The organism is Aestuarium zhoushanense, assembly GCF_056431045.1.
The window spans coordinates 67,955-90,971 of record NZ_JBWKMA010000023.1; the positions used below are offsets into that span (position 1 = coordinate 67,955).

Annotated in this window: 27 protein-coding genes; 11 read left to right on the plus strand and 16 right to left on the minus strand. The window is 57.1% G+C overall.

The genetic code is table 11. The features are described 5' to 3' along the window. Positions 1-750 (minus strand): urea carboxylase-associated family protein (locus AC07ED_RS11855; RefSeq protein WP_478242231.1); only part of this gene is annotated, 750 nt, incomplete at its 3' end. 117 nt (positions 751-867) lie between these two features. Between AC07ED_RS11855 and AC07ED_RS11860 the strand changes: the two genes are divergently transcribed. Next, positions 868-1,221 carry a DUF6455 family protein gene (locus AC07ED_RS11860; RefSeq protein WP_105234313.1) on the plus strand — a complete coding sequence of 118 codons (354 nt, stop codon included), beginning with the start codon at positions 868-870 and terminating at the stop codon, positions 1,219-1,221. A gap of 53 nt (positions 1,222-1,274) precedes the next feature. Here AC07ED_RS11860 and AC07ED_RS11865 read toward each other — a convergent pair whose 3' ends face one another. From AC07ED_RS11865 to AC07ED_RS11925, 13 genes are all read right to left on the minus strand, one after another. After that, positions 1,275-1,439 carry a hypothetical protein gene (locus AC07ED_RS11865; RefSeq protein WP_158664470.1) on the minus strand — a complete coding sequence of 55 codons (165 nt, stop codon included), beginning with the start codon at positions 1,437-1,439 and terminating at the stop codon, positions 1,275-1,277. Positions 1,440-1,605: 166 nt separating this feature from the next. Further along, positions 1,606-2,385 (minus strand): succinate dehydrogenase iron-sulfur subunit, encoded by a 780-nt coding sequence (locus AC07ED_RS11870; RefSeq protein WP_105234312.1) that lies wholly within the window; start codon positions 2,383-2,385, stop codon positions 1,606-1,608. Positions 2,386-2,409: 24 nt separating this feature from the next. Next, positions 2,410-2,760 carry a hypothetical protein gene (locus tag AC07ED_RS11875; protein ID WP_105234311.1) on the minus strand — a complete coding sequence of 117 codons (351 nt, stop codon included), beginning with the start codon at positions 2,758-2,760 and terminating at the stop codon, positions 2,410-2,412. 14 nt (positions 2,761-2,774) lie between these two features. After that, complete coding sequence (locus tag AC07ED_RS11880; protein WP_105234310.1) at positions 2,775-3,056, minus strand: hypothetical protein; 282 nt, start codon at positions 3,054-3,056, stop codon at positions 2,775-2,777. Continuing rightward, on the minus strand, positions 3,041-3,415 hold the full coding sequence (locus AC07ED_RS11885; protein ID WP_105234309.1) for a hypothetical protein: 375 nt from the start codon (positions 3,413-3,415) through the stop codon (positions 3,041-3,043). The genes AC07ED_RS11880 and AC07ED_RS11885 overlap by 16 nt, the downstream gene beginning before the upstream one ends. Next, a complete protein-coding gene (gene sdhA / locus AC07ED_RS11890; protein WP_067550676.1) occupies positions 3,415-5,220 on the minus strand; it encodes a succinate dehydrogenase flavoprotein subunit in 1,806 nt (601 codons plus the stop codon). The genes AC07ED_RS11885 and sdhA overlap by 1 nt, the downstream gene beginning before the upstream one ends. A gap of 12 nt (positions 5,221-5,232) precedes the next feature. Then, a complete protein-coding gene (gene sdhD, locus AC07ED_RS11895) occupies positions 5,233-5,604 on the minus strand; it encodes a succinate dehydrogenase, hydrophobic membrane anchor protein (RefSeq protein ID WP_067550677.1) in 372 nt (123 codons plus the stop codon). Between the two features lie 10 nt (positions 5,605-5,614). Beyond that, positions 5,615-6,007 (minus strand): succinate dehydrogenase, cytochrome b556 subunit, encoded by a 393-nt coding sequence (sdhC, locus tag AC07ED_RS11900; protein ID WP_105234308.1) that lies wholly within the window; start codon positions 6,005-6,007, stop codon positions 5,615-5,617. 246 nt (positions 6,008-6,253) lie between these two features. Beyond that, a complete protein-coding gene (locus AC07ED_RS11905) occupies positions 6,254-7,282 on the minus strand; it encodes a MaoC family dehydratase (protein ID WP_105234307.1) in 1,029 nt (342 codons plus the stop codon). Beyond that, positions 7,279-7,482 (minus strand): DUF1737 domain-containing protein, encoded by a 204-nt coding sequence (locus tag AC07ED_RS11910; protein ID WP_105234306.1) that lies wholly within the window; start codon positions 7,480-7,482, stop codon positions 7,279-7,281. The genes AC07ED_RS11905 and AC07ED_RS11910 overlap by 4 nt, the downstream gene beginning before the upstream one ends. 43 nt (positions 7,483-7,525) lie before the next feature. After that, the gene (locus AC07ED_RS11915) at positions 7,526-8,071 is read right to left on the minus strand and encodes an NnrU family protein (protein ID WP_105234305.1); all 546 of its coding nucleotides are present in this window, start codon (positions 8,069-8,071) and stop codon (positions 7,526-7,528) included. A 33-nt stretch (positions 8,072-8,104) separates the two neighbouring features. Then, positions 8,105-8,953: an HpcH/HpaI aldolase/citrate lyase family protein gene (locus AC07ED_RS11920; protein ID WP_105234304.1), complete on the minus strand. Its 849-nt coding sequence runs from the start codon at positions 8,951-8,953 to the stop codon at positions 8,105-8,107. 100 nt (positions 8,954-9,053) lie between these two features. Then, complete coding sequence (locus AC07ED_RS11925) at positions 9,054-9,800, minus strand: sulfite exporter TauE/SafE family protein (RefSeq protein WP_105234303.1); 747 nt, start codon at positions 9,798-9,800, stop codon at positions 9,054-9,056. A gap of 192 nt (positions 9,801-9,992) precedes the next feature. On the opposite strand from AC07ED_RS11925, the gene mdh reads away from it, so the two are divergent. From mdh to AC07ED_RS11970, 9 genes are all read left to right on the plus strand, one after another. Further along, positions 9,993-10,955, plus strand: coding sequence for a malate dehydrogenase (gene mdh, locus AC07ED_RS11930; RefSeq protein WP_067550684.1), 963 nt, complete (start codon positions 9,993-9,995; stop codon positions 10,953-10,955). A 242-nt stretch (positions 10,956-11,197) separates the two neighbouring features. Further along, positions 11,198-12,394, plus strand: a complete 1,197-nt coding sequence (gene sucC, locus AC07ED_RS11935; protein WP_067550685.1) for an ADP-forming succinate--CoA ligase subunit beta — start codon at positions 11,198-11,200, stop codon at positions 12,392-12,394. A gap of 4 nt (positions 12,395-12,398) precedes the next feature. After that, entirely contained in the window at positions 12,399-13,283 is an 885-nt protein-coding gene (gene sucD, locus AC07ED_RS11940; protein WP_067550686.1) for a succinate--CoA ligase subunit alpha, read from the plus strand. Positions 13,284-13,384: 101 nt separating this feature from the next. Continuing rightward, complete coding sequence (locus AC07ED_RS11945; protein ID WP_105234302.1) at positions 13,385-14,080, plus strand: hypothetical protein; 696 nt, start codon at positions 13,385-13,387, stop codon at positions 14,078-14,080. A 10-nt stretch (positions 14,081-14,090) separates the two neighbouring features. Beyond that, positions 14,091-17,060: a 2-oxoglutarate dehydrogenase E1 component gene (locus tag AC07ED_RS11950; RefSeq protein WP_105234301.1), complete on the plus strand. Its 2,970-nt coding sequence runs from the start codon at positions 14,091-14,093 to the stop codon at positions 17,058-17,060. Between the two features lie 2 nt (positions 17,061-17,062). Continuing rightward, positions 17,063-18,256 (plus strand): 2-oxoglutarate dehydrogenase complex dihydrolipoyllysine-residue succinyltransferase, encoded by a 1,194-nt coding sequence (gene odhB, locus AC07ED_RS11955; RefSeq protein WP_105234300.1) that lies wholly within the window; start codon positions 17,063-17,065, stop codon positions 18,254-18,256. Between the two features lie 102 nt (positions 18,257-18,358). Then, on the plus strand, positions 18,359-18,772 hold the full coding sequence (locus AC07ED_RS11960) for an MAPEG family protein (protein ID WP_105234299.1): 414 nt from the start codon (positions 18,359-18,361) through the stop codon (positions 18,770-18,772). Positions 18,773-18,813: 41 nt separating this feature from the next. Next, the gene (lpdA, locus tag AC07ED_RS11965) at positions 18,814-20,202 is read left to right on the plus strand and encodes a dihydrolipoyl dehydrogenase (RefSeq protein ID WP_067550690.1); all 1,389 of its coding nucleotides are present in this window, start codon (positions 18,814-18,816) and stop codon (positions 20,200-20,202) included. A gap of 126 nt (positions 20,203-20,328) precedes the next feature. Continuing rightward, entirely contained in the window at positions 20,329-21,210 is an 882-nt protein-coding gene (locus tag AC07ED_RS11970; RefSeq protein WP_105234298.1) for a tellurite resistance TerB family protein, read from the plus strand. Here the strand turns inward: AC07ED_RS11970 and AC07ED_RS11975 are convergent. Continuing rightward, a complete protein-coding gene (locus tag AC07ED_RS11975; RefSeq protein WP_105234297.1) occupies positions 21,207-21,857 on the minus strand; it encodes a GntR family transcriptional regulator in 651 nt (216 codons plus the stop codon). The two genes, AC07ED_RS11970 and AC07ED_RS11975, sit on opposite strands and share 4 nt — an antisense overlap. Before the next feature lie 31 nt (positions 21,858-21,888). After that, the gene (locus AC07ED_RS11980) at positions 21,889-22,581 is read right to left on the minus strand and encodes a M48 family metallopeptidase (protein ID WP_105234296.1); all 693 of its coding nucleotides are present in this window, start codon (positions 22,579-22,581) and stop codon (positions 21,889-21,891) included. Between the two features lie 107 nt (positions 22,582-22,688). On the opposite strand from AC07ED_RS11980, the gene AC07ED_RS11985 reads away from it, so the two are divergent. Beyond that, positions 22,689-23,012 (plus strand): TIGR02300 family protein, encoded by a 324-nt coding sequence (locus AC07ED_RS11985; protein ID WP_067550694.1) that lies wholly within the window; start codon positions 22,689-22,691, stop codon positions 23,010-23,012. The last annotated feature ends 5 nt before the right edge of the window (positions 23,013-23,017 follow it).

Below are 23,017 nucleotides of genomic sequence, written 5' to 3' on the forward strand. Positions count from 1 at the left end.
ATAGCAGGCCGCTGTATCGGACGAATGTTCCGATCCACAATCCCCACCTGGGCAGGCACTCAGCACCGCCAGCAGATCGACCTCCGCAAAGAGATCGAGGTGATCGCCTTTGCGCACAGGACTGGCCTTCATGAAATACTGGCCCGTATCGCGGGTAAAGCCTGTGCACATGAACACGTTCAGCACATCGTGCACACGCGGTTCGGCCTCGGTCAGGCTCACGCCTTGATCATCTGCCAAGGCACGCGTCAGGTTTGAATGACAGCAATAGTGGTAGTGATCCCCGCCCAAGGCACGGCCCGTGTAGGGGTCGCATCGCGTGCCGATCACGTCATGCACACGCCCACCAAATTCATCCGCGCCATACCATGCAAGGCTGTCCACTACGACGGTCGCCATTGGACGCAGATAGGGGAAACAGGACCAGAGCTGATCGCCTTCGGTCACATGCGTACCGTGGAGTGCGCGCGTTTTCCCAGAATAGAACCGCTCGTCCAGATTCTGCGCGTTGAACAGGTTCAAATCACCGACCTGAGGCCCCTCAGGGCAGCCGATGCGCAGGAACGACCCAGCAGGCACGCGGATCGTCGCGGCATCGCGAGGCGGCACGATGACCACGGGCCCTTCGACAGCCGAGTCGAGCGCCGCGCGATACAAATCCATCGCTGGGCGTGGCAAAGTTTCGGTCGGGTAACAGATTACCGGAGCGATAGCGCGCCGTTTTTCTGCATCTTCTGGGATATTTGACACGTTTTGAACCTATCTGAGTGATCGACCCTCAATATCCCGCCCAATTTGATCCCAATCAAGTTTATTCCCCCGCTTTGGATTCAAATGGCCACAGTTCCCAATTTGGAGTGCCACCCAATGTCTTACGTATCCGAAATTGTTGATCACGTCCGTGAACAGGCGCGCATCGAACAAGATGCCATTAACCCAGATTTGAACGCGGTGAACGAACTGCACCTCACACGTGGTGAAATGCGAAAGATCGCAAACATGCCAGCCGAGCAGGTTGAGCGAATGGAAGCGATGGCTGGGCTTTTTGACGTGAAGGTCGACAGCCTACGCGCCTCTGGTGAACAGATTGAAGTTGCGCGTCGCTGCGCCTATTGCGGCAAAAACGGCGCCTGCAAATCCGCTCTGGCCAAGGGTGCCTCTGCCGAAGATATGACCTTCTGCCCGAACGCGAGCACCTATCGCGCACACCGCAACGGATAAAACAATAAAGCCCCGGATCATCCGGGGCTTTTTAGTCTAAAGTCATGGCTGGATCATGCGTCGTAATAAGCGAACATTTGATCCAATACGGGTAAATTCCGCACAGCTTTGATCTTCTTAGGTTTTTCGTAAGTGTAATATCCAATCCACTGCTCCATCGCGTCAGTCGATAGAACGATTTTTGCAGCAGCCTCTGGATTTCGAATGGCGATGTTCATCATAGGCTCCAATCACTCGATACTCCGCCCTGACCACATCATAGCACTATACGAACGAGTATTAACTTATCTTTTTGCATATGCAGCATGATTACGCTGCATGGCAGAAACGCAAAAGGCCCTGCACATGGCAGGGCCCTCACCTTTAGCGTGCAATCGCTGGCAATTAGCCTTGGCGATCGACCAACATCTTCTTGATGCTCGCAATTGCCTTCGCAGGGTTAAGACCCTTCGGACAGGTTTTTGCGCAGTTCATGATGGTGTGGCAGCGGTAGAGTTTGAACGGATCTTCCAACTCGTCCAGACGCTCGCCGGTTGCCTCATCACGGCTGTCGATGATCCAGCGATATGCGTGGAGCAGCGCAGCAGGTCCGAGGTATTTATCAGAGTTCCACCAGTAGCTCGGGCAGGAGGTCGAGCAGGATGCGCACATAACGCACTCATACAGACCGTCGAGTTTCTTGCGATCCTCGATCGACTGGCGCCATTCTTTTGCCGGCCGGTTGGTTTTGGTTTCCAGCCATGGCATGATCGACGCGTGCTGTGCGTAGAAGTGGGTGAGGTCAGGAATAAGGTCCTTGACCACTGGCATGTGCGGCAGCGGGTTGATCTTAACGTCGCCCTTGATCTCATCGAGACCGTAGATACAGGCCAGCGTGTTGATCCCGTCGATGTTCATCGCGCAAGAGCCACAGATACCTTCACGGCACGAACGGCGGAACGTCAGGGTCGGGTCGATCTTGTTCTTAATGTAGATCAGGCCGTCCAGAACCATCGGACCGCAATCGTCCATATCGACGAAATAGGTGTCGATGCGCGGGTTTTTCCCGTCGTCAGGGTTCCAGCGGTAAATCTGGAACGACCGGAGGTTCGTTGCACCTTCGGGCTTGGGCCAGGTTTTGCCGACGGTCAGACGGCTGTTCTTGGGAAGCGTAAGTTGAACCATGGGTTTAGGCTCCTGCGATTAAGGTCATGCCCCCGCGCCGCCCGTTAGTGCGCGAGACGCACAGGCGGTCGTGGAGGAACGGCTGAGAATATTGGACACCATGTAATTGGTGTCTGCGGTAGGTCCGGTTACGGCCGCTGCGGCAAGAGCCGTCAGTTCTACATCGGTCGAGTTTTCGATGATGCAGGTGGTCATAGCCGTGGCGATGGATTCGGGGATCGTGTGACCTCCGGGCAGTTCGGTGTTCATCACAATGGGGACCACAACAGCGCGAGCGGCGTCAGTTTTTGCCTCTGCCGTCATCTCTGCCATGTTGTCAGTGGTGCATCCTGCCAGAGCGGCAACGATGGTCCCTAGTGCGATAATCCGTTTCATGCCTGTCATCCTTTTCATTCACGCAGGTCCGGCTGTCGGATTGGGTCCTGTCCAGTGAGGTCAACGACACAACGTTCGTAGACCAGCATTGGATCGGCACCGCGTAGGTAATCGGACGAAACCCCGATTGACCCACCAACATAGCCCCCTGTGGACGAGTTTACGCCAAGCGTCAGATGTCCGGTAGGACCTTGCGCCATACGCGCCCGCTCTTCGCATCTTTCCGCCGCCTTTTCGGGCGACATCGGACCACAGGCAGACAAGGCCAGAAGGCAGAGGATCAACGCAGCACGCAATATCCTACCCCCCCTTGCAAGGCCGCCCCACCTGGCAAACAGCTGGTGGACGACGCGACAGGCACAGTCGACGTTTGCGGCGCATCGACGATCCAGACCGCTTCGGGCGTAGCCCCGACAGTCCCGCCAACACGCGCAACACACTGGTTAAACGCGCCCTCGAGGATACCCCGCGAAACCGAACGGCCAAACAGGGCACCAGCGCCAGACGACGAATAGTTCGGACGGTTCAAGGCCGCGTCATATTGCGCTTGGCATTCCGCGACCGAGGTCGCTGGCGTCATCGACAGGACCTGCTCGCCACAACCAGCGAGCAAGGGGCCTGCGACAACAGCCAATGCAACAAACGCGAACCGCATTAGAACGTCCGTGCTTTCGGCGCGATCTTCTTGAGGCTGATACCGCCTTCCGCTTCAGTGGTGAGCGGATCGACGACAACCGGACGATATGTCAGGTCCACCTTGTTCCCATCAACGCGGGAAATGGTGTGCACACGCCAGTTTTCGTCGTCACGGGTCGGGAAGTCCTCGTGTGCGTGCGCACCGCGGGATTCCTTACGTGCCTCAGCGCCATGGATGGTGGCCAGAGCGTTCGGCATAAGGTTTGCCAGCTCGAGCGTTTCCATCAGGTCAGAGTTCCAGACCAAGCTGCGGTCGGTGACCGACAGGTCATCCATTTTCGCAGCGATGGCGGTCATCTTCTCGACGCCTTCTTTCATGGTTTCAGCGGTACGGAACACAGCTGCATCCGACTGCATTGTTTTCTGCATCTCGAGACGCAGTTCCGCAGTTGCCATGTTGCCCTTCGCGTGACGCAGACCGTCGAAACGATCGAACGCTTTGTCGATGGACGCTTGGTTCAGGGTCGGGTTCGCGCTGTCTGGGTTCACAACCTTACCAGCGCGGATCGCAGCCGCACGACCAAACACAACGAGGTCGATCAGAGAGTTCGAACCCAGACGGTTTGCACCGTGAACCGAAGCACAGCCAGCTTCACCAACAGCCATCAGGCCCGGAACAACAGCGTTCGGGTCTTTCGCGGTCGGGTTCAGCACTTCGCCCCAGTAGTTAGTCGGAATACCGCCCATGTTGTAGTGAACCGTCGGCAGAACCGGGATCGGCTCTTTGGTCACATCAACACCAGCAAAGATTTTCGCGGACTCGGAAATACCCGGCAGACGTTCTGCAAGAGCCGCCGCAGGAAGGTGGTTGAGGTGCAGGTGGATGTGATCGCCATCTTTACCTACGCCACGGCCTTCGCGGATTTCCATGGTCATCGAGCGGGAAACGTAGTCACGCGGTGCGAGGTCTTTGTACTGGGGCGCATAACGCTCCATGAAACGCTCGCCTTCGGAGTTGGTCAGGTAACCGCCTTCGCCACGTGCACCTTCGGTGATCAGACAGCCGGAGCCGTAGATACCAGTCGGGTGGAACTGAACGAATTCCATATCCTGCAGAGCCAGACCAGCGCGAGCCACCATGCCGCCGCCGTCACCCGTACAGGTGTGCGCCGAAGTCGCAGAGAAGTATGCGCGGCCATAGCCACCCGTTGCCAGAACGACCATCTTTGCATTGAAGACGTGGAACGTGCCGTCGTCGAGCTTCCAGCACACAACGCCAGTGCACTGACCGTCTTCGGACATGATGAGGTCGATCGCAAAGTATTCGATGTAGAACTCTGCGTTGTTCTTCAGCGATTGGCCGTAGAGCGTGTGCAGGATCGCGTGACCGGTGCGGTCAGCCGCAGCACAGGTGCGCTGAACGGGTGGGCCGTCACCGAATTCAGTGGTGTGACCACCGAACGGACGCTGATAGATTTTGCCTTCTTCGGTGCGCGAGAACGGAACGCCGTAGTGCTCCAGCTCGTAAACCGCTTTGGGGGCTTCGCGTGCGAGGTATTCCATCGCATCGGTATCACCGAGCCAGTCAGAGCCCTTAACAGTGTCAAACATGTGCCACTGCCAGCTGTCCGGACCCATGTTGCCCAGCGATGCCGCGATACCGCCCTGCGCCGCAACAGTGTGCGAACGGGTCGGGAAAACTTTGGAGATACACGCAGTGCGCAGACCCTGTTCGGCCATGCCGAGGGTCGCGCGGAGGCCAGCGCCGCCAGCGCCGACAACTACCACGTCGTATTCGTGAACTTCGTATTCGTATGATGCCATCGGTCGTATTCCTTACAGAGCCAGCTTCGCGAGCGCGAACAGGCCCGTTGCCATCAGAGCATAAGTGAAGGCGGTCATGAAAATAACTGACGCCTTGCGGGCGGTGCCGCGGGCGTAGTCTTCGATCATCATCTGGAAACCAGCGTTAAAGTGTTTCAGGCCGAAAACCAGAACGAGGCCCGTTAGGATCGCAGGGATCGGACGAGCAAAGGTCGCCTGAACAGTCGCATAGTCGCTGCCCAGCGCATGGCCAAAGATATAGAGGAAGGTCGGCACGATCAGCGCGAGGCCAACAGCGCTCACTTGCATGTAGCGGTGATGCTCGGTGCCAGTGCCCGAAGCGCCTTTGCCTACGGCACGTTTACGGTCGGTTAGATAACGCATCCCGTTCTCCTTACACGATCACGATGGTCAGGATGGTCAGAACGACCGACCCGATGATGCAGGCCCAGCCCAGCTTTTCAGCGGTTGGGATGTCCATCCCGTGACCCGCATCAAAGTAGAGGTGACGCAGACCAGCGAGGAAGTGGTACCAGATGCCCAGCGCCGAGAGGGTCATCACAACGTCACCCACGAAAGAGGTCAGGATAGCGTTTGCAAAGTTAAAGTAGCTTTCCGACGTCGCTGCGGCGAACAGCCACCAAACGACCAGAAGCGTCGAAACGATCAGTGCGTTACCGGTGATGCGCGTCAGGATCGACGTCATCGAAGTCAACTGTGGCCGGTAGTACGGGCCGATCATGAAAGGCGAAAGCGGACGTTCAACGCCCTTGGATTTTTCAGCCATGTGGGTCCCCTTTGGATTTGGGCAGCCATGCACGCAGGCGCACACGGGCCATCGCTGTCTGTTCTGACGTATAATTCCCGCTCTGTCACGCTATCCAATCAGGGTGATACCCCAAAAAATGTCTGTTTTAGCGTTAACAGAACGGTTTGTGATCACGTAATTTTAACCTGTGATCACAAAACCAATTCCCGACAGAAACTATAAAGAAACAGAGGCGCGACTCGCGTCACGCCCCTGTTTTGCGTTTTAGATCGGCATCAGCGCCCAATAGTCGAGGTCAAGGAGGACACCTGGAAGATATTTACCATCCTCGCCCTTCAACTGACCAACCGACCCGTCACTGGTCGCAACCAACCGCAGACGAATGGCGCCAACGCCCGGCACATCGGTCTCTGCCTTATCCAGAACTTCGGACCACGCCTTAACCGTTGTCCCCGCGAAACACGGGTTCGCATGAGCGCCACCGTTCAGACCAACGATCATCTGCGCGTTCGCCAGACCATTGAACGACAAAGCCCGCGCCATCGAAATCACGTGGCCGCCGTAGATCAAACGACCTTCGGGGCGGAAGGTCAGGTCAAAGTGGACCTTGGCCGTGTTCTGCCACAGACGCGTTGCGATCATGTGTTCAGCTTCTTCGATGGTCACACCATCAACGTGGTCGATCACTTCGCCGATCTCATAATCACCCCAACGGTGTGCTTCACCAGCAAGGCCAAAGTCATAGTCGTCAAAGGTCAGACCTTCGGGAACGACCAGATCCTCAACCGATAGAACCTTTTTCAGGTCGGGTAGAACAGCTTTGGGCGCTGGTGCATCGAGGTTGCCCTTGCGGACCATGACCCAGCGGACATACTCCAGCACAACCTCGTCGTTTTGGTTGAACCCGCGTGTGCGCACATAGACGACGCCTGTTTTCCCGTTGGAGTTTTCCTTTACCCCGATCACTTGGGATTCCGACCGCAGTGTATCACCCGGATAGACAGGAACCAGCCAGCGTCCTTCGGCATAACCAAGGTTCGCAACCGCATTCAACGATACGTCAGGCACAGTTTTACCAAACACCACGTGGAACGCGATTAGATCGTCCAAGGGCGATCCATCCAGACCGCAATCCGCAGCAAAAGCGTCCGACGAATACAGCGCATGACGCGCTGGGTAGAGCGCGTGATAGAGTGCGCGTTCGCCTTCGGCCACGGTGCGAGGCACCGCATGACGGATCACATCACCGACTTTGTAGTCTTCGAAGAAGCGGCCTGAATTGGTTTTGGTCATAGCTGTCCTAACTTCATGTCTGGGGAATAGTCGGCGTCCACGTCTTTCACGACGGCTTGACCACAGCGCATCACGCCGCGGGCCGCATCAAAGGAATAGGTGGGATCGCCATGCAGGCGCCAACCCTTGGAGAGGGCTTCGGTCACCTTGTGGCAGAAAGCCGAGGTGTCATCCTCGGAGAGAAAACGATAGGCAATCATTGGGTCGCGTCCTGTGCTGGCCGCGACCCGTTAGGCAGCGGCATTAACCGAAGGGCATATAGCCCAGCAGGATATGGATATAGGCGATCACGCCGTAGACCAAGAGTGACCCGAACGCCGCGCCGATCTCTTTGCCCTTGGGCGCAGGTGCTGGTTTTTCCCAAACGGGGTTCTGTGCGTTGATCAGCGCGATGGACACCACCGCCCAGATCAACATGCCGCCAAACAGCACGACCGAGGCCCAGTCGCCATTGGCGAGAAGGTGCGCGACCGACCACAAAATGACGCCGATCAGCATCGGATGACGCATCTTGCGCGCGATGACAGTTTTCATGCCCGATGCCGCAAAGAGATACATCGACACCAGCATCAGCGTGTTGTTCGCATTTTTGCCCCACGCGGGTGGCGCATAGGCCAGATCGGCCCACCACATGCGATAGCCAACAATCATCAAGCCGACAGACACAAAGAGCAGGATCGCGATCGGACCGCGCCCTTTGTCGCCCATAGCCGCCCGCTGTTCGGGTGCCAGTCGTTTGAAGAGATGTGCGCCGCTCCATAGCAATACGCCCAATATCAGTAGAATCATTCCGCCCCCTTTGGGCGGAACGCTCCGCCCGAATTAACTATCCAACGCGGCGATTGCCGCAGCTTTGGCAAGAGTTGCCCGCGCCGTCACAATATGCAGGTTTTCAACGATCTTGCCATCAACAACCGCAACACCAAGCCCCTGCGCCTCAGCTTCTTCAAAGGCCGCAATCTGACGCTGGGCCAGTTCAATCTCGGCTTCGGTCGGGGCAAAGGCCGCGTTTGCGATGTCGACCTGTGCAGGGTGGATGAGCGATTTGCCGTCATAGCCCATGTCACGGCCCTGTTCGCACTCGACCTTTAGGCCTTCGTCATCTTTGAACGCGTTATAGACGCCATCAATGGTGATCACGCCATAAGCCTTCGCCGCCAGTAGCGCAGCTTGCAGCGCATAAAGCAGCGGTTCACGACGTTCAGCCTTGCGGGTGTTGAGGTCTTTGGCGAGGTCATTGGTACCTAGCACGAACCCTTCGATCGACGGGTGCGCTGCAATAGAGGCAGCGTTGATGATCCCCAGCGGGGTTTCCATCATCGCCCAGATTTTCTTATCCCCGATGATCGCGGCCAGCGCGTCAACGTCAGCGGTCGAATTCACCTTGGGAAGTAGAACCGCATCACACTCCATCTCGAGCGTTTCAGCAGCGTCGTCTTTGCCCCATTCGGTATCCAGACCATTGATCCGCACGACACGGTATTTGTTCCCGTAGCCGCCCTGATACAGCGCCTCTTTCAGCGTGTGGCGTGCGTTTACCTTTTCATCGGGCGCAACAGCGTCCTCAAGATCAAAGAGAATTGCGTCGACAGGAAGCCCCCGCGCCTTTTCCAAAGCACGCTCTTTCGAGCCAGGGATATACAGAGCTGAACGGAACGGACGGTCGGTCATGATTCTTCCTCGCAATAAAGTTGCGCAAAGATGACCTCATCCATTCGATTCATTCAACAGGCTTTTTGCCGCATCGCAGCGATACTTTGGGATGAGACGGTTAAATCTGCCCGAACCCGTCCCACAGCAGCTTTACCGAAATCAGCAAAAGCGCGCCCGTTACGATTTTGAAAAACGCCGCATCGGGGAGGATCCGCACCAAACGCGCACCAATCAGAACAGAGATCGCAGCAGGCACCATGAGGAACCCTGCAATCTTTAAGCTGCTAAAGTTCACCTGCCCGAGCATCACGTAAGGGACCATCTTAATCCAATTGATGTAGGCAAAGGCGATGGTCGACGTGCCTGCAAAGGCGAGCTTTGACAGTTTCTGCGGCAGAACCCAAACCTGATAGGGCGGCCCACCTGCGTGGCTCACAAAGCTGGTAAAGCCCGTCAGGACACCCCAAAACAGACCCGATGGCGTATGGGGTGCCTTTGCCGGAACCTCGCGATTACGGCGCCAAATAAGGTTGAGGGCGAACACTAAGCCGATCAAACCCACGAGGATCGTCACCCACCCTTTGGGCGTGATGCTAGCCGTCAAACCACCAATCGCGACCCCGACAGTGGCCCCAGCACAGATGATCACGATGACCCGTTTGTTAAATTCATGCCGATAGGTCCAGACACCAACCACATCCGAGACGATATAGACGGGCAGCAAGAGACCAGCCGCAACCACGGGATCGATAACGAGGGCGAGGAGCGGAACGGCGAGGTTGCTGACGACAGGCAAGCCGCCCTTACTCATCCCGACGGAAATCGCCGAAAGAGTCGCCAAAACCCAAAAAAGAGTCCCGTCCATGCTGTTTTTCCTAGAATCACCCGTGTGATTCCCTGTGAAAATCCGCCACGGCATACCATTGTGTGCCGTTTTTTAGCGCAAACATCCTTTTAACAACAGGCGAAACCCTTTGCCGCATCGCAGCACTCTTGATTGCGGCGTTCCAAAAGACTACCCCTTGCGCCGACCACAACCCCTATCAAGGACGGAAAAATGGCTCGACCCAAGATTGCCCTTATCGGCGCTGGCCAGATCGGTGGCACCCTCGCCCACCTCGCAGCGATCAAGGAACTCGGTGATGTTGTTCTCTTCGACATCGCAGAAGGCACCCCGCAGGGCAAAGCCCTCGACATCGCTGAATCCGGCCCGTCGGAAGGCTTTGACGGCTCTTTCAAAGGCTCGAACGACTACGCTGACATCGCTGGCGCAGACGTTGTTATCGTGACTGCTGGTGTTCCCCGCAAACCGGGCATGTCCCGTGATGACCTGCTGGGCATCAACCTCAAAGTTATGAAATCGGTTGGCGAAGGCATCAAAGCTCACGCACCGGACGCATTTGTAATCTGCATCACCAACCCGCTCGACGCGATGGTTTGGGCTCTACAGCAGTTCTCGGGCCTGCCCACCAAGAAAGTCGTCGGCATGGCTGGCGTTCTTGACTCGGCTCGTTTCAGCCACTTCCTCGCGACCGAATTCAACGTCTCCATGAAAGACGTTACTGCATTCGTTCTCGGCGGCCACGGCGACACCATGGTTCCTTCGGTTCGTTACTCGACCGTTGGCGGTATCCCGCTCCCGGATCTGGTAGAGATGGGCTGGACCACTCAGGACAAACTGGACGCAATCGTTCAGCGCACCCGTGACGGCGGCGCAGAGATCGTTGGCCTGCTGAAAACTGGCTCCGCATTCTACGCACCGGCAACTTCGGCTATCGAAATGGCTGAAGCTTACCTCAAAGACCAGAAGCGCGTTCTGCCTTGCGCAGCATACTGTGACGGCGAAATCGGCGTTAAAGGTATGTACGTTGGCGTTCCGACCGTAATCGGCGGCAACGGCATCGAACGCGTCATCGACATCAAGCTCAACAAAGAAGAGCAAGAGATGTTCGACAAGTCGGTTGATGCGGTCAAAGGTCTGATCGAAGCATGTAAAGCAATCGACCCGTCGCTGTCCTAATCGACACGACATTTGAATTGCAAAGGGCGGTCTTCGGGCCGCCCTTTTTCTATTTGCGACTCTTCACAGTCGAATCCGCCTTTACACGCATGGCGAATGCCGCAACGCAACATTTGTGATCACACCCTTAAAACCTGTGATCACAAATGTCGGATTTTACCGCTCACACTAAAAATAAACGTTCTTTGCACCGTCATCATGTGCTTAGACGGTACAAACCGAAGCACAGCGAGGGACACTCGATGAACATTCATGAATACCAAGCCAAGGCGCTTCTGCGCAGCTACGGCGCTCCCGTCTCCGACGGTCGCCCCGTTCTGAAAGCAGAAGATGCGAAAACTGCAGCTGGCGAACTCGACGGCCCGCTCTGGGTTGTTAAGTCGCAAATCCACGCAGGTGGCCGCGGCAAAGGCAAATTCGTAGAGCCTGAAGCCGGTGAAAAGGGTGGCGTTCGCCTCGCTTTCTCCGTCGAAGAAGCTGCCGAAATGGCAAAACAGATGTTGGGCAAGACCCTCGTCACCCACCAGACCGGTCCGGCTGGCAAACAGGTGAACCGCATCTACATCGAAGACGGTTCCGACATTGAGCGCGAACTGTACCTCGCCCTGTTGATCGACCGTCAGACCTCGCGCGTCTCGTTCGTTTGCTCGACCGAAGGCGGCATGGACATCGAAGAGGTTGCTGCGTCGACCCCTGAGAAGATCCTCTCGTTCTCTGTTGATCCGGCAACTGGCTACCAGCCTTACCATGGCCGTCGCATTGCTTTCGCTCTGGGCCTCTCGGGCACTCAGGTCAAAGAATGCGTTAAGCTGATGGGCATCCTCTACAAAGCTTTCATCGAGAAAGACATGGAGATGCTGGAAATCAACCCGCTCATCGTTCTCGAAGGTTCGGGCAGTCTGAAACTGCTGGACGCCAAAGTTGGCTTCGACGGCAACGCGATCTACCGCCAGCCTGACATCGCAGAACTGCGCGACACCACCGAAGAAGACCCGAAAGAGCTGGAAGCGTCGAAATTCGACCTGAACTACATCGCTCTCGACGGTGAAATCGGCTGCATGGTGAACGGTGCTGGTCTCGCTATGGCGACCATGGACATCATCAAACTCTACGGTGCAGAGCCTGCTAACTTCCTCGACGTAGGTGGCGGTGCGACCAAAGAGAAAGTGACCGAAGCATTCAAAATCATCACCTCTGACCCGAACGTCAAAGGCATCCTCGTCAACATCTTCGGCGGCATCATGCGCTGCGACGTGATCGCAGAGGGCGTTATCGCTGCTGTGAAAGAAGTTGGTCTGAAGGTTCCGCTGGTTGTTCGTCTCGAAGGCACCAACGTCGAAAAAGGCAAAGAGATCATCAACAACTCTGGCCTCGACGTTATCGCTGCTGACAACCTGTCTGACGGCGCAGAGAAAATCGTGAAAGCGGTGAAAGGCTAAAACAATGGCAATCCTTGTAAACGAAAATACCAAAGTGATCTGCCAGGGCTTCACCGGCTCGCAGGGCACGTTCCACTCGGAACAGGCAATCGCATACGGCACCAAAATGGTTGGCGGTGTGACCCCTGGTAAAGGCGGTCAAGAGCACCTCGGCCTGCCAGTTTTTGACTCGGTTCACGAAGCGAAAGCAAAAACCGAAGCAAACGCGACCGTAATCTACGTTCCGCCGCCATTCGCAGCAGACTCGATCCTCGAAGCGATCGACGCTGAAATGGAACTGATCGTCTGCATCACCGAGGGCATTCCGGTGCTCGACATGATGAAGGTAAAGCGCGCGCTGATCGACTCCAAGTCGCGCCTGATCGGCCCGAACTGCCCAGGTATCATCACCCCTGACGCATGTAAGATCGGCATTATGCCGGGCCACATCCACAAGCGTGGTTCGGTTGGCGTTGTGTCCCGTTCGGGCACCCTGACTTACGAAGCTGTGAAACAGACTGCGGACATCGGCCTCGGCCAGTCGACCGCTGTTGGTATCGGTGGCGACCCGATCAAAGGCACAGAGCACATCGACGTGCTGGACATGTTCCTTGACGATCCGGAAACCCAGTCGATCATCATGATCGGTGAAATCGGTGGCTCTGCAGAAGAGGAAGCAGCAGCATTCCTCGCTGAACAGCGCAAAAAAGGCCGTTGGAAACCGACCGCTGGCTTCATCGCTGGCCGCACAGCCCCTCCGGGCCGTCGCATGGGTCACGCTGGCGCAATCGTCGCTGGCGGCAAAGGTGACGCAGAGTCCAAGATCGAAGCTATGAAGTCGGCAGGCATCATCGTTGCAGACAGCCCTGCAACCCTCGGTGAAGCTGTGCTGAAAGCGATCAAGGGCTAAGATGCGCCCGCGTGCTCGTCATATGCAAAACGCAGCGGTCAGCCTCGTGCTGGCCGCTCGTCGCGCATTTTCGGGCAAAGCTATTGGCGGAGGCTGCTGATATGTGCCGCCTTCGCCCCATTTTCGATTTTTCGACCTCGCGCGAAACGCTCGCACCTCGTGTGTTTGTGATGCTGATTGCCGCGCTTGGTCTGATCCTCGTCAGCGCCTTTGCCTATGGCGCGTCGAACGATCCCGATCGCCTCTCTCCTCCGTTCGATACCTGCTACGAAACGCGTGATGGTAAGGTGTCCTACGTCGATGGCCTCGCCTCTGAGGGTTGGATTGATGTGGCTGACCGCGTTGGGGCGATTGCTCGCCTGACTGATGCGTTCTTGCCGATCAACGTGCCCGAACAGCCGTCGGATTGGGCTGGGATCATGGCCTATCGTGCGTCCACCGCCCTGCCCGATGCGAACACCCTGACCGAAGGTCGCGCGATCCTTGAACAAGAAGGCGCTACGCTTTTGCTCGCAGGCTACCGTGCCGACAATGGCGATCTGATGGTTGAGTGCGCGATCGCGCTCCCTGACAGTCGCCTGACCGACAACTTCTTTGACGGTGCCGATCAAGACGACGACCACGAAGTCACCGTGACGGACGGCTACCGCATGATGACCCTCTCGGGCATGCAGGCCGACGGCACCGAAGCCGCTATCTACGTTATTCAACTGGTTCCCGAAACAGAGCCAGTCCCGCCCCTTGCCGCGTCGAACGCTGTGTTGACGCGCCTGACCATTCCCGCCCCCTCGAACTGAGGTTCAAACTATGAACGATCAATCCCCGAACGACGTGTTCCACGCATCTTCCTTCCTGCAAGGCCACAATGCGGAGTATATTGAGCAGCTCTACGCTCGTTATGCTGACAACCCAAATGCAGTCGACGAAAGCTGGCGCGATTTCTTCGCTTCGCTTGGCGACACTCCGTCTGAGGCAAAAGCCGAAGCCGCTGGTGCATCGTGGACCCGCCATGACTGGCCGCCGGTTCCGAACGACGACCTGACCGCTGCGCTGGATGGCCAGTGGCCTGCAGACGCCAAAGCGGCTGGCGACAAGATCAAAGCGAAAGCCGCCGAAAAAGGCGCGTCGATCACCGAAGATCAAGTTCGCCTCGCGGTTCTGGACTCGATCCGTGCGCTGATGATCATCCGCGCCTATCGTATCCGTGGTCACCTGATCGCTGACCTCGATCCGCTGGGCATGCGCGACACCGTTCCGCATCCAGAGCTTGATCCGAAATCCTACGGCTTCACGCCTGCGGACATGGATCGTCCGATCTTTATCGACAACGTTCTGGGTCTCGAAGTTGCGACCATGAACGAAATCATGGCAATCGTGCGCCGCACCTACTGCGGCACCTTTGCCCTGCAATACATGCACATCTCCGATCCCGAACAGGCGGGCTGGCTGAAAGAGCGGATCGAAGGTTTCGGCAAAGAGATCACGTTTACCCAGAATGGCCGTAAGGCGATCCTGAACAAACTGGTCGAAGCAGAAGGCTTTGAGAAGTTCCTTCATGTGAAATACATGGGCACCAAACGCTTTGGTCTGGACGGCGGCGAAAGCCTCATCCCAGCGATGGAACAGATCATCAAGCGCGGGGGCGCGCTGGGTGTGAAGGAAATCGTCATCGGTATGCCACACCGTGGTCGTTTGTCGGTTCTGGCAAACGTGATGTCCAAACCTTACCGCGCGATCTTTAACGAATTCCAAGGTGGTTCGTTCAAACCCGAAGACGTTGATGGCTCGGGCGACGTGAAATACCACCTCGGCGCATCGTCCGACCGTTCGTTCGACGGCAACGAAGTGCACCTCTCGCTGACCGCGAACCCGTCCCACCTTGAGGCGGTGAACCCTGTTGTTCTGGGTAAGGCACGCGCGAAAACCGACCAGATGAACGACCAGACCCGTCACTCGGTTCTGCCGATCCTTCTGCACGGTGACGCAGCATTCGCAGGTCAGGGCGTTGTGGCTGAATGTTTCGCCCTGTCGGGTCTGCGCGGTCACCGCACCGGCGGCACCATCCACATCGTTGTGAACAACCAGATCGGGTTCACCACTGCGCCGCACTTCTCGCGTTCGTCGCCCTATCCGACCGACAACGCACTCGTGGTTGAAGCTCCGATTTTCCACGTGAACGGTGACGACCCAGAGGCTGTTGTTCACGCTGCGAAAGTTGCGACCGAATTCCGTCAGAAGTTCCACAAAGACGTTGTCATCGACATCTTCTGCTACCGCCGCTTTGGTCACAACGAAGGCGACGAGCCGATGTTCACCAACCCGGCGATGTACAACCGCATCAAAAAGCACAAAACCACGCTCCAGCTTTACACAGAGCGTCTGGTCAAAGACGGCCTGATCCCCGAAGGCGAGATCGAGGATATGAAGGCCCAGTTCCAAGCCCTTCTGAACGAAGAGTTCGAAGCAGGCCGCGAATACAAACCGAACAAGGCTGACTGGCTCGATGGCCGTTGGTCGCACATGGACCGTCAGAAGCAGGGCAAATATCAGCGCGGCAAAACCGCGGTGAAAGAAGCGACCCTGAAAGAAGTTGGTAAGGCTCTGACCACCGTTCCTGAGGGCTTTAACCTGCACAAAACTGTGGGTCGTCAGCTCGAAGCGAAAAAGGCGATGTTCGACAGCGGCACTGGCTTTGACTGGGCAACCGCAGAAGCGCTGGCTTTCGGTTCGCTCCAGCTCGAAGGCTACCCCGTTCGTCTGTCGGGTCAGGACGCAACACGCGGCACCTTCTCGCAGCGTCACTCGGCCTTCATCGACCAGCAGACCGAAGATCGTTACTACCCGCTGAACCACATCCGCGAGGGTCAGGCTCAGTACGAAGTGATCGACTCCATGCTGTCCGAATACGCGGTTCTCGGCTTCGAATACGGCTACTCGCTGGCTGAACCGAACGCTCTGACCATGTGGGAAGCCCAGTTCGGCGACTTCGCAAACGGCGCGCAGATCATGTTCGACCAGTTCATCTGTTCGGGTGAATCGAAGTGGCTCCGGATGTCGGGTCTCGTGATGCTCCTGCCGCACGGCTTCGAAGGCCAAGGTCCGGAACACTCTTCCGCACGCCTCGAGCGCTTCTTGCAGCTCTGTGGTGGTGACAACTGGATCGTTGCAAACTGCTCGACCCCAGCGAACTACTTCCACATCCTGCGTCGCCAATTGCACCGCAATTTCCGTAAGCCGCTGGTTCTGATGACGCCGAAATCGCTTCTGCGCCACAAACTCTGCGTCTCGGATATGGCTGACTTTGCCGAAGGTTCGTCGTTCCACCGCGTTCTGTGGGATGATGCGGACACCGAAAAGAAAACCGGTCGTTCGACAGCGAACCTCGTCTCTGACGACAAGATCAAGCGTGTCGTAATGTGTTCGGGCAAGGTCTACTACGACCTCCTCGAAGAGCGTGACGCACGCGGCATCGACGATGTCTACATCCTGCGTCTGGAACAGTTCTACCCGTTCCCAGCACAGTCGATGATGAAAGAGCTTGAGCGCTTTAAAGACGCCGAAATGGTTTGGTGTCAGGAAGAGCCGCGCAACCAAGGTGCATGGACCTTTGTTGAACCCAACATCGAATGGGTCCTCACCCGCATCAAAGCGAAACACAAGCGTCCAGTCTACGCTGGTCGCGCTCCATCGGCATCGCCCGCAACGGGCCTGGCCAGCCAACACAAAGCCCAACAAGAAGCCCTCGTTAACGAGGCGCTGACCATCGAAGGAAAATAACCATGAGCATCGAAGTCCGCGTGCCCACTCTGGGCGAAAGCGTCACCGAAGCCACCGTCGCAACTTGGTTCAAAAAACCGGGTGATGCGGTCGCCGTTGACGAAATGCTGTGCGAGCTGGAAACCGATAAGGTCACCGTCGAAGTGCCGTCTCCGGCAGCTGGCGTGATGGGCGATATCGTCGCAAACGAAGGCGACACCGTTGGTGTTGACGCCCTCCTCGCCCACATCAACGAAGGCGAAGGCGCTGCTCCTGCACCGCAGGCGGCGGCTCCTGCTGCTGCTCCTGCCGCCGCTGCTGCTGCACCTGCTGGCAAAGATGTTGAGGACGCACCGTCCGCAAAGAAACTGATGGCTGAAAACAACATGGCCGCTGGCTCTGTTGCTGGCACAGGCAAAGACGGCCGCGTGATGAAAGAGGACGTTCTGAACGCTCTTAACGCACCTAAAGCAGCGGCTCCTGCTGCGCCTGCCGCTCCGCGCTCTGAAGCAAACGCTGCTCGCGAAGAGCGCGTAAAAATGACAAAGCTGCGCCAGACCATCGCGCGCCGCCTGAAAGAGTCGCAAAACACCGCCGCCATGCTCACCACCTACAACGAGGTGGACATGACCGAAGTGATGGCTCTGCGGAACCAGTACAAAGACCAGTTCGAGAAGAAGCACAAAGTCAAACTCGGCTTCATGTCCTTCTTCACCAAAGCTTGCGTGCACGCTCTGAAAGAAGTGCCCGAAGTGAACGCCGAAATCGACGGCACCGATATCGTTTACAAAAACTACGTAAACATGGGTATCGCTGCAGGCACTCCGACTGGCCTCGTTGTTCCGGTTATCAACGACGCGGATCAGATGTCCTTTGCTGACATCGAAAAAGCGATCGCTGACAAAGGCGCGCGTGCACGTGACGGCAAACTGTCCATGGCAGAAATGCAGGGCGGCACCTTCACCATCTCCAACGGCGGCGTCTACGGCTCGCTGATGTCCTCGCCCATCCTGAACCCCCCCCAGTCCGGTATCCTCGGCATGCACAAAATTCAGGACCGTCCGATGGCCATCAACGGTCAGGTCGTCATCCGCCCGATGATGTATCTGGCTCTGTCCTACGATCACCGCATCGTTGACGGCAAAGGCGCTGTAACCTTCCTCGTTCGCGTGAAGGAAGCCCTCGAAGATCCGCGCCGTCTGTTGATGGACCTGTAAGGCAAAGAGGCCCCGCCTCTTTCACCTCGCACTAACAACTCTCCGGGGGTCCGGGGGGCAGACAGCCCCCCGGCCTCTCAACAAAAGGCACCGATTGAACTCATGACCCCCGAACTCGAAGCCCTCGCATATGCCGCTTTGCTGCAAGGCCTACAGTTTGGCTGGATGTCGATCCGTGCAAACCTCGAACTCGGCGCTGGTGTCACAACAAGCCCCCGTGACCCTGACCGTTTGACCAAACCCTTGATGGAGATGGTCAGCACCAAAACGGGCCGCCTCTTCCGCGCCATGAACAACCACTTCGAGGCGCTGATCATGTTCACCATCGCGGTCCTTGTGGTCGTGCTGGGGGACAAAACAACCGGATTTTCCGCGGCCTGCGCTTGGACCTACCTCGCGGCCCGCGTTCTCTACGTTCCGGCTTACTATTTCGGCTGGCGCCCTTGGCGTAGCCTGATTTGGATGGTCGGATTTCTCACAACAATGGCAATGATTGCATCTGCCATTCTCTTTTGACTACGCTTGCCACACTGGTGGCTACTGAACAGGAGACTGCTATGTCCAGCTATGACGTTATCGTAATCGGCGCCGGCCCTGGTGGCTATGTCTGCGCAATCCGTTGCGCCCAGCTGGGTCTGAAGACCGCAGTTGTCGAAGGTCGTGACACCCTCGGCGGCACCTGCTTGAACGTAGGCTGCATCCCGTCCAAGGCCCTTCTGCACGCGTCGCACTCGCTGCACGAAGCCGAAGAGAACTTTGGCAAAATGGGCCTCAAGGTCGCGAAACCCAAGGTCGATTGGGCAGCGATGCTCGATTACAAACAAGGCGTGATCGACGGCAACACCAAAGGCATCGAATTCCTGTTCAAAAAGAACAAGGTTGATTGGATCAAAGGTTGGGCCTCCATCCCCGAAGCTGGCAAAGTGAAAGTCGGCGACGATATCCACGAAGCGAAGAACATCATCATCGCAACAGGCTCCGAACCTTCTGCCCTACCGGGTATCGAAGTTGACGAAGAAACCGTTGTGACCTCGACGGGCGCATTGGCTCTGAAATCGATCCCAAAATCGATGGTTGTAATCGGCGCTGGCGTTATCGGCCTCGAACTCGGATCGGTTTACAAACGCCTCGGCGCTGATGTGACCGTCGTTGAATTCCTCGACGTGATCACCCCAGGTATGGACGGCGACGTTCAAAAGACCTTCCAGAAGATGCTCGCGAAACAAGGCCTCAACTTTGTCATGGGCGCTGCGGTTCAGGGCGTTGCCAAAGGCAAAGGCAAGAACACCGTCACCTACAAACTGCGTAAAGACGACAGCGAACACAGCATCGACGCCGAAGTCGTTCTGGTCGCCACAGGTCGCCGCCCCTACACCGCAGGCCTCGGCCTCGACGCTCTGGGCGTAGAGATGACCCAGCGTGGTCAGATCGCGACCAACGGTCACTACGCGACCAACATTCCGGGTGTTTACGCCATCGGCGACGCAATCGAAGGCCCGATGCTGGCGCACAAAGCCGAAGACGAAGGCATGGCTGTTGCCGAGGTTATCGCAGGTCAGGCCGGTCACGTGAACTACGACGTGATCCCGGGCGTGATCTACACCGCACCCGAGGTCGCTTCGGTTGGTAAAACCGAAGAGCAGCTCAAAGCTGAAGGTCGCGCCTATAAGGTCGGCAAATTCTCATTCATGGGCAACGGTCGCGCAAAGGCTGTCTTTATGGGCGACGGTTTCGTGAAAATCCTCGCTGACAAGGCAACCGACCGCATCCTCGGCGCGCACATCATTGGACCGGCAGCAGGCGACCTGATCCACGAGATCTGCGTTGCGATGGAATTCGGCGCAGCTGCCGAAGATCTGGCACGCACCTGCCACGCGCACCCGACCTACTCTGAGGCGGTCCGCGAGGCGGCACTGGCTTGCGGCGACGGCCCGATCCACAGCTAAGACTTCCAAAGGGCGGCCCTCGGGCCGCCCTTTTCATTTGCGCTCCTGAAATTCCCCGATCCCGTCCAAACTCCGCCCCAATTCACAGGCACAAATGTCCTCAAGTTTTAACGAGGAGCCTGCGATATGCGCGGAATGATGACCCTGTTTTCGGTCCTATTGACCCTAGCCCTTATACCGTCACAGGCAGAGGCCAAGCGATATTCCATTCCGAACACAGGCTTTGGCGAGAACCTGCGGTTCGTCGCCGAAACGGACCAAGTTGATCCCAACGGCAATCCGATGTCGCTCTGCTATTTTGGTGAAGGCATCGTTCTTTTGTCGGCCCAAATGACCTTTGAGGTTCAGGGCTATGTCCTCGCTGAAAACCGTTGCGAGGCCGATAGCTATTTCGAACTCACGCTCCAACAAATGATTATGGGCAAGGCCGCTGGCCTGTTCCCCGCCGACGTGCCCCTCGTTCCCGAAACCCCTGCTGATATCAAACTGCGCAACTATGGGTTCTATGGTCTGATCGCGTTGATCATAAGTGTCGGCTTGCTCACGAAACTCATCTCTTCCAGGGGTGGTTTGCAGGCCATGACCAGCAAACGCAGGTCGCGTAAGTCCCGCTATAACGACGAAACCGCCGTCCATGCCTTGGCTGCGATGTGCTATGTCGCGACCTGCGATGGTGACTATGACCAACGCGAGATCAAACAGATTTCCCAGACGTTGAGCGCTCTCACAGGTTGCGTTTATACGCCGAAGCAGATCATCGAGATGCTCAACTACACCGCCCAAGACAGCGACGCGGTTTCGGCCATCGGTGCGGACCTAAGCGAAAACGACCGCCATATCGTGATGGAGGCCGCAATGCGCATCGCCTTTGCCGACGGCAAGGTCGAGCAGGTCGAATATGACGCCATCGCCCGCATCGCGACCCTCTTGCAGGTTTCAGCACAGGTGATGCGTGATCTTATCCAGAAAATCGCGAACGCAGGTGCGGGTCAGCCCACGACAGCCTAACCCCTTAGGAGCCGTAGACCTTGGGTCACGTCCGCCCGCACGGCAAGCCGCAGCCCTGGTTCATCCCCTGCCTTGAGCGCTGATAGGATCAGACGGTGATGGGGTGGCGGCTCTTTGCGGTTCAGACGCCCATAGAGCGCCCGCATCGTTGGCCCCATCTGGAGCCATACAGTTTCCGTCATCATCAACATCGCGGGCGCCTGCGCCCGCAGATAGAGCGTGCGGTGGAACTCTAGGTTCATGCGGATATAGCCAATCGCATCATGCCGCGCGACCATCTGACTGACCGCCTGATTGATCGTCTCAAGCCGTTCGATCAGTGCAAAGTGCGCACGCGGCAAAGCGCGGCTCGCCAGTTCGGGTTCAAGCATCGCACGCAGGGCCGCCAATTCCTCGATCCGTTCGTTGGACAGTTCTGGCGTCGAAACGCGCCCCGATGAGGACAGGAACAAGGCGCCTTCGGCGACCAAACGACGGACGGCTTCTCGGGCGGGGGTCATAGACACGTCGAACTGTTTGCCAATGCCGCGCAGGGTGAGCGAAGCCCCCGGCATGATCTCTCCGTGCATTACCTGCATACGCAGGGTGCGATACACCCGTTCATGGGCAGCGGCAGAGGGATCAGTGGGGCGGCTAGACGGTATCATGTGTCGTTTGTGATCACAAAAATTGCGCTCGTCAATCGCTGAACCGCACCCGATGCAGAACCTGACCTTCGGTTTTCAGCCAGTGACGGGGGTCCTCATAGTCGGGGTAAATGTCCGCCACGACATCCCAAAATGCTTGGGAATGGTTCATCTCGACCAAATGCGCGACCTCATGGGCCGCTACGTAATCGAGCACCTCTGGCGGTGCCATAATCAGCCGCCAGCTATACATCAGATCACCCGCAGAGGTGCACGACCCCCAGCGCGACCGTGTGTCCCGTAAGCTCAGACGCCCGTAGCTACGCCCCAGACGGGCCGCATAGCGATCTGACGCCTCGGCCAAGGCATCGCGGGCCTGATGTTTCAGAAAGGCAAGAACGCGCGTCCCTGCCCGATCTGGATCGTTGGGCACCTCCAACACCTCGCCCGTGAACCGCACCCGTTTGCCAGTGGTGCCCACAACGGGCACTTCATCTCCGCGAAACAGGACTGACCCATCGATCCCGACGGTGCGCTCTTCTCCCATCTTGTCCAGATGCGACCGCAGCCAAAGCTCCCGTTCCCGCACAAAGGCGATTCCTTCGCGTTCATCCACGCGGGTCGGCATTGTCAGCGTCACGCGACCATCCAACCGCGAGATTCGCAGCGAAATTCGCCGCGCACGTGCAGAACGGCGCAGATTCACTGAAATCGGGGGGTTGCCAGCAAGCGTTATACGGCTCATATGCCTGTTCCTGATGTAAACCGGTGTCAAAGCCTTTGACACCATGGATGGCTTATGGCAGGTGGCATCATTCCACCGCAAGAGCGTGACAGATTGAAGGGATAGCCATGCCCAATGAAGAATGGGGAACAAAACGGATTTGCCCAACCACAGGCAAGCGTTTTTACGACCTGAACAAAAACCCGATCGTTAGCCCTTACACGGGCGAGGTCGTCAATATCGACTCGTCGAAAACCCGCACCATGATTGCGGACGCAGAAGACGCGCAGACCAAGAAAATGAAGGTCGAAGACGCGGATGATGATCTGATCCTCGACGATGATGACGACGAAGACGTAGATCTGGGCGATGATGTGCTCGACGAAGACGACGACGATACAGTGTCGTTCGACGATCTGGGCGACGTTGCTGCAGGCGACGACGAAGACTAAAAAAT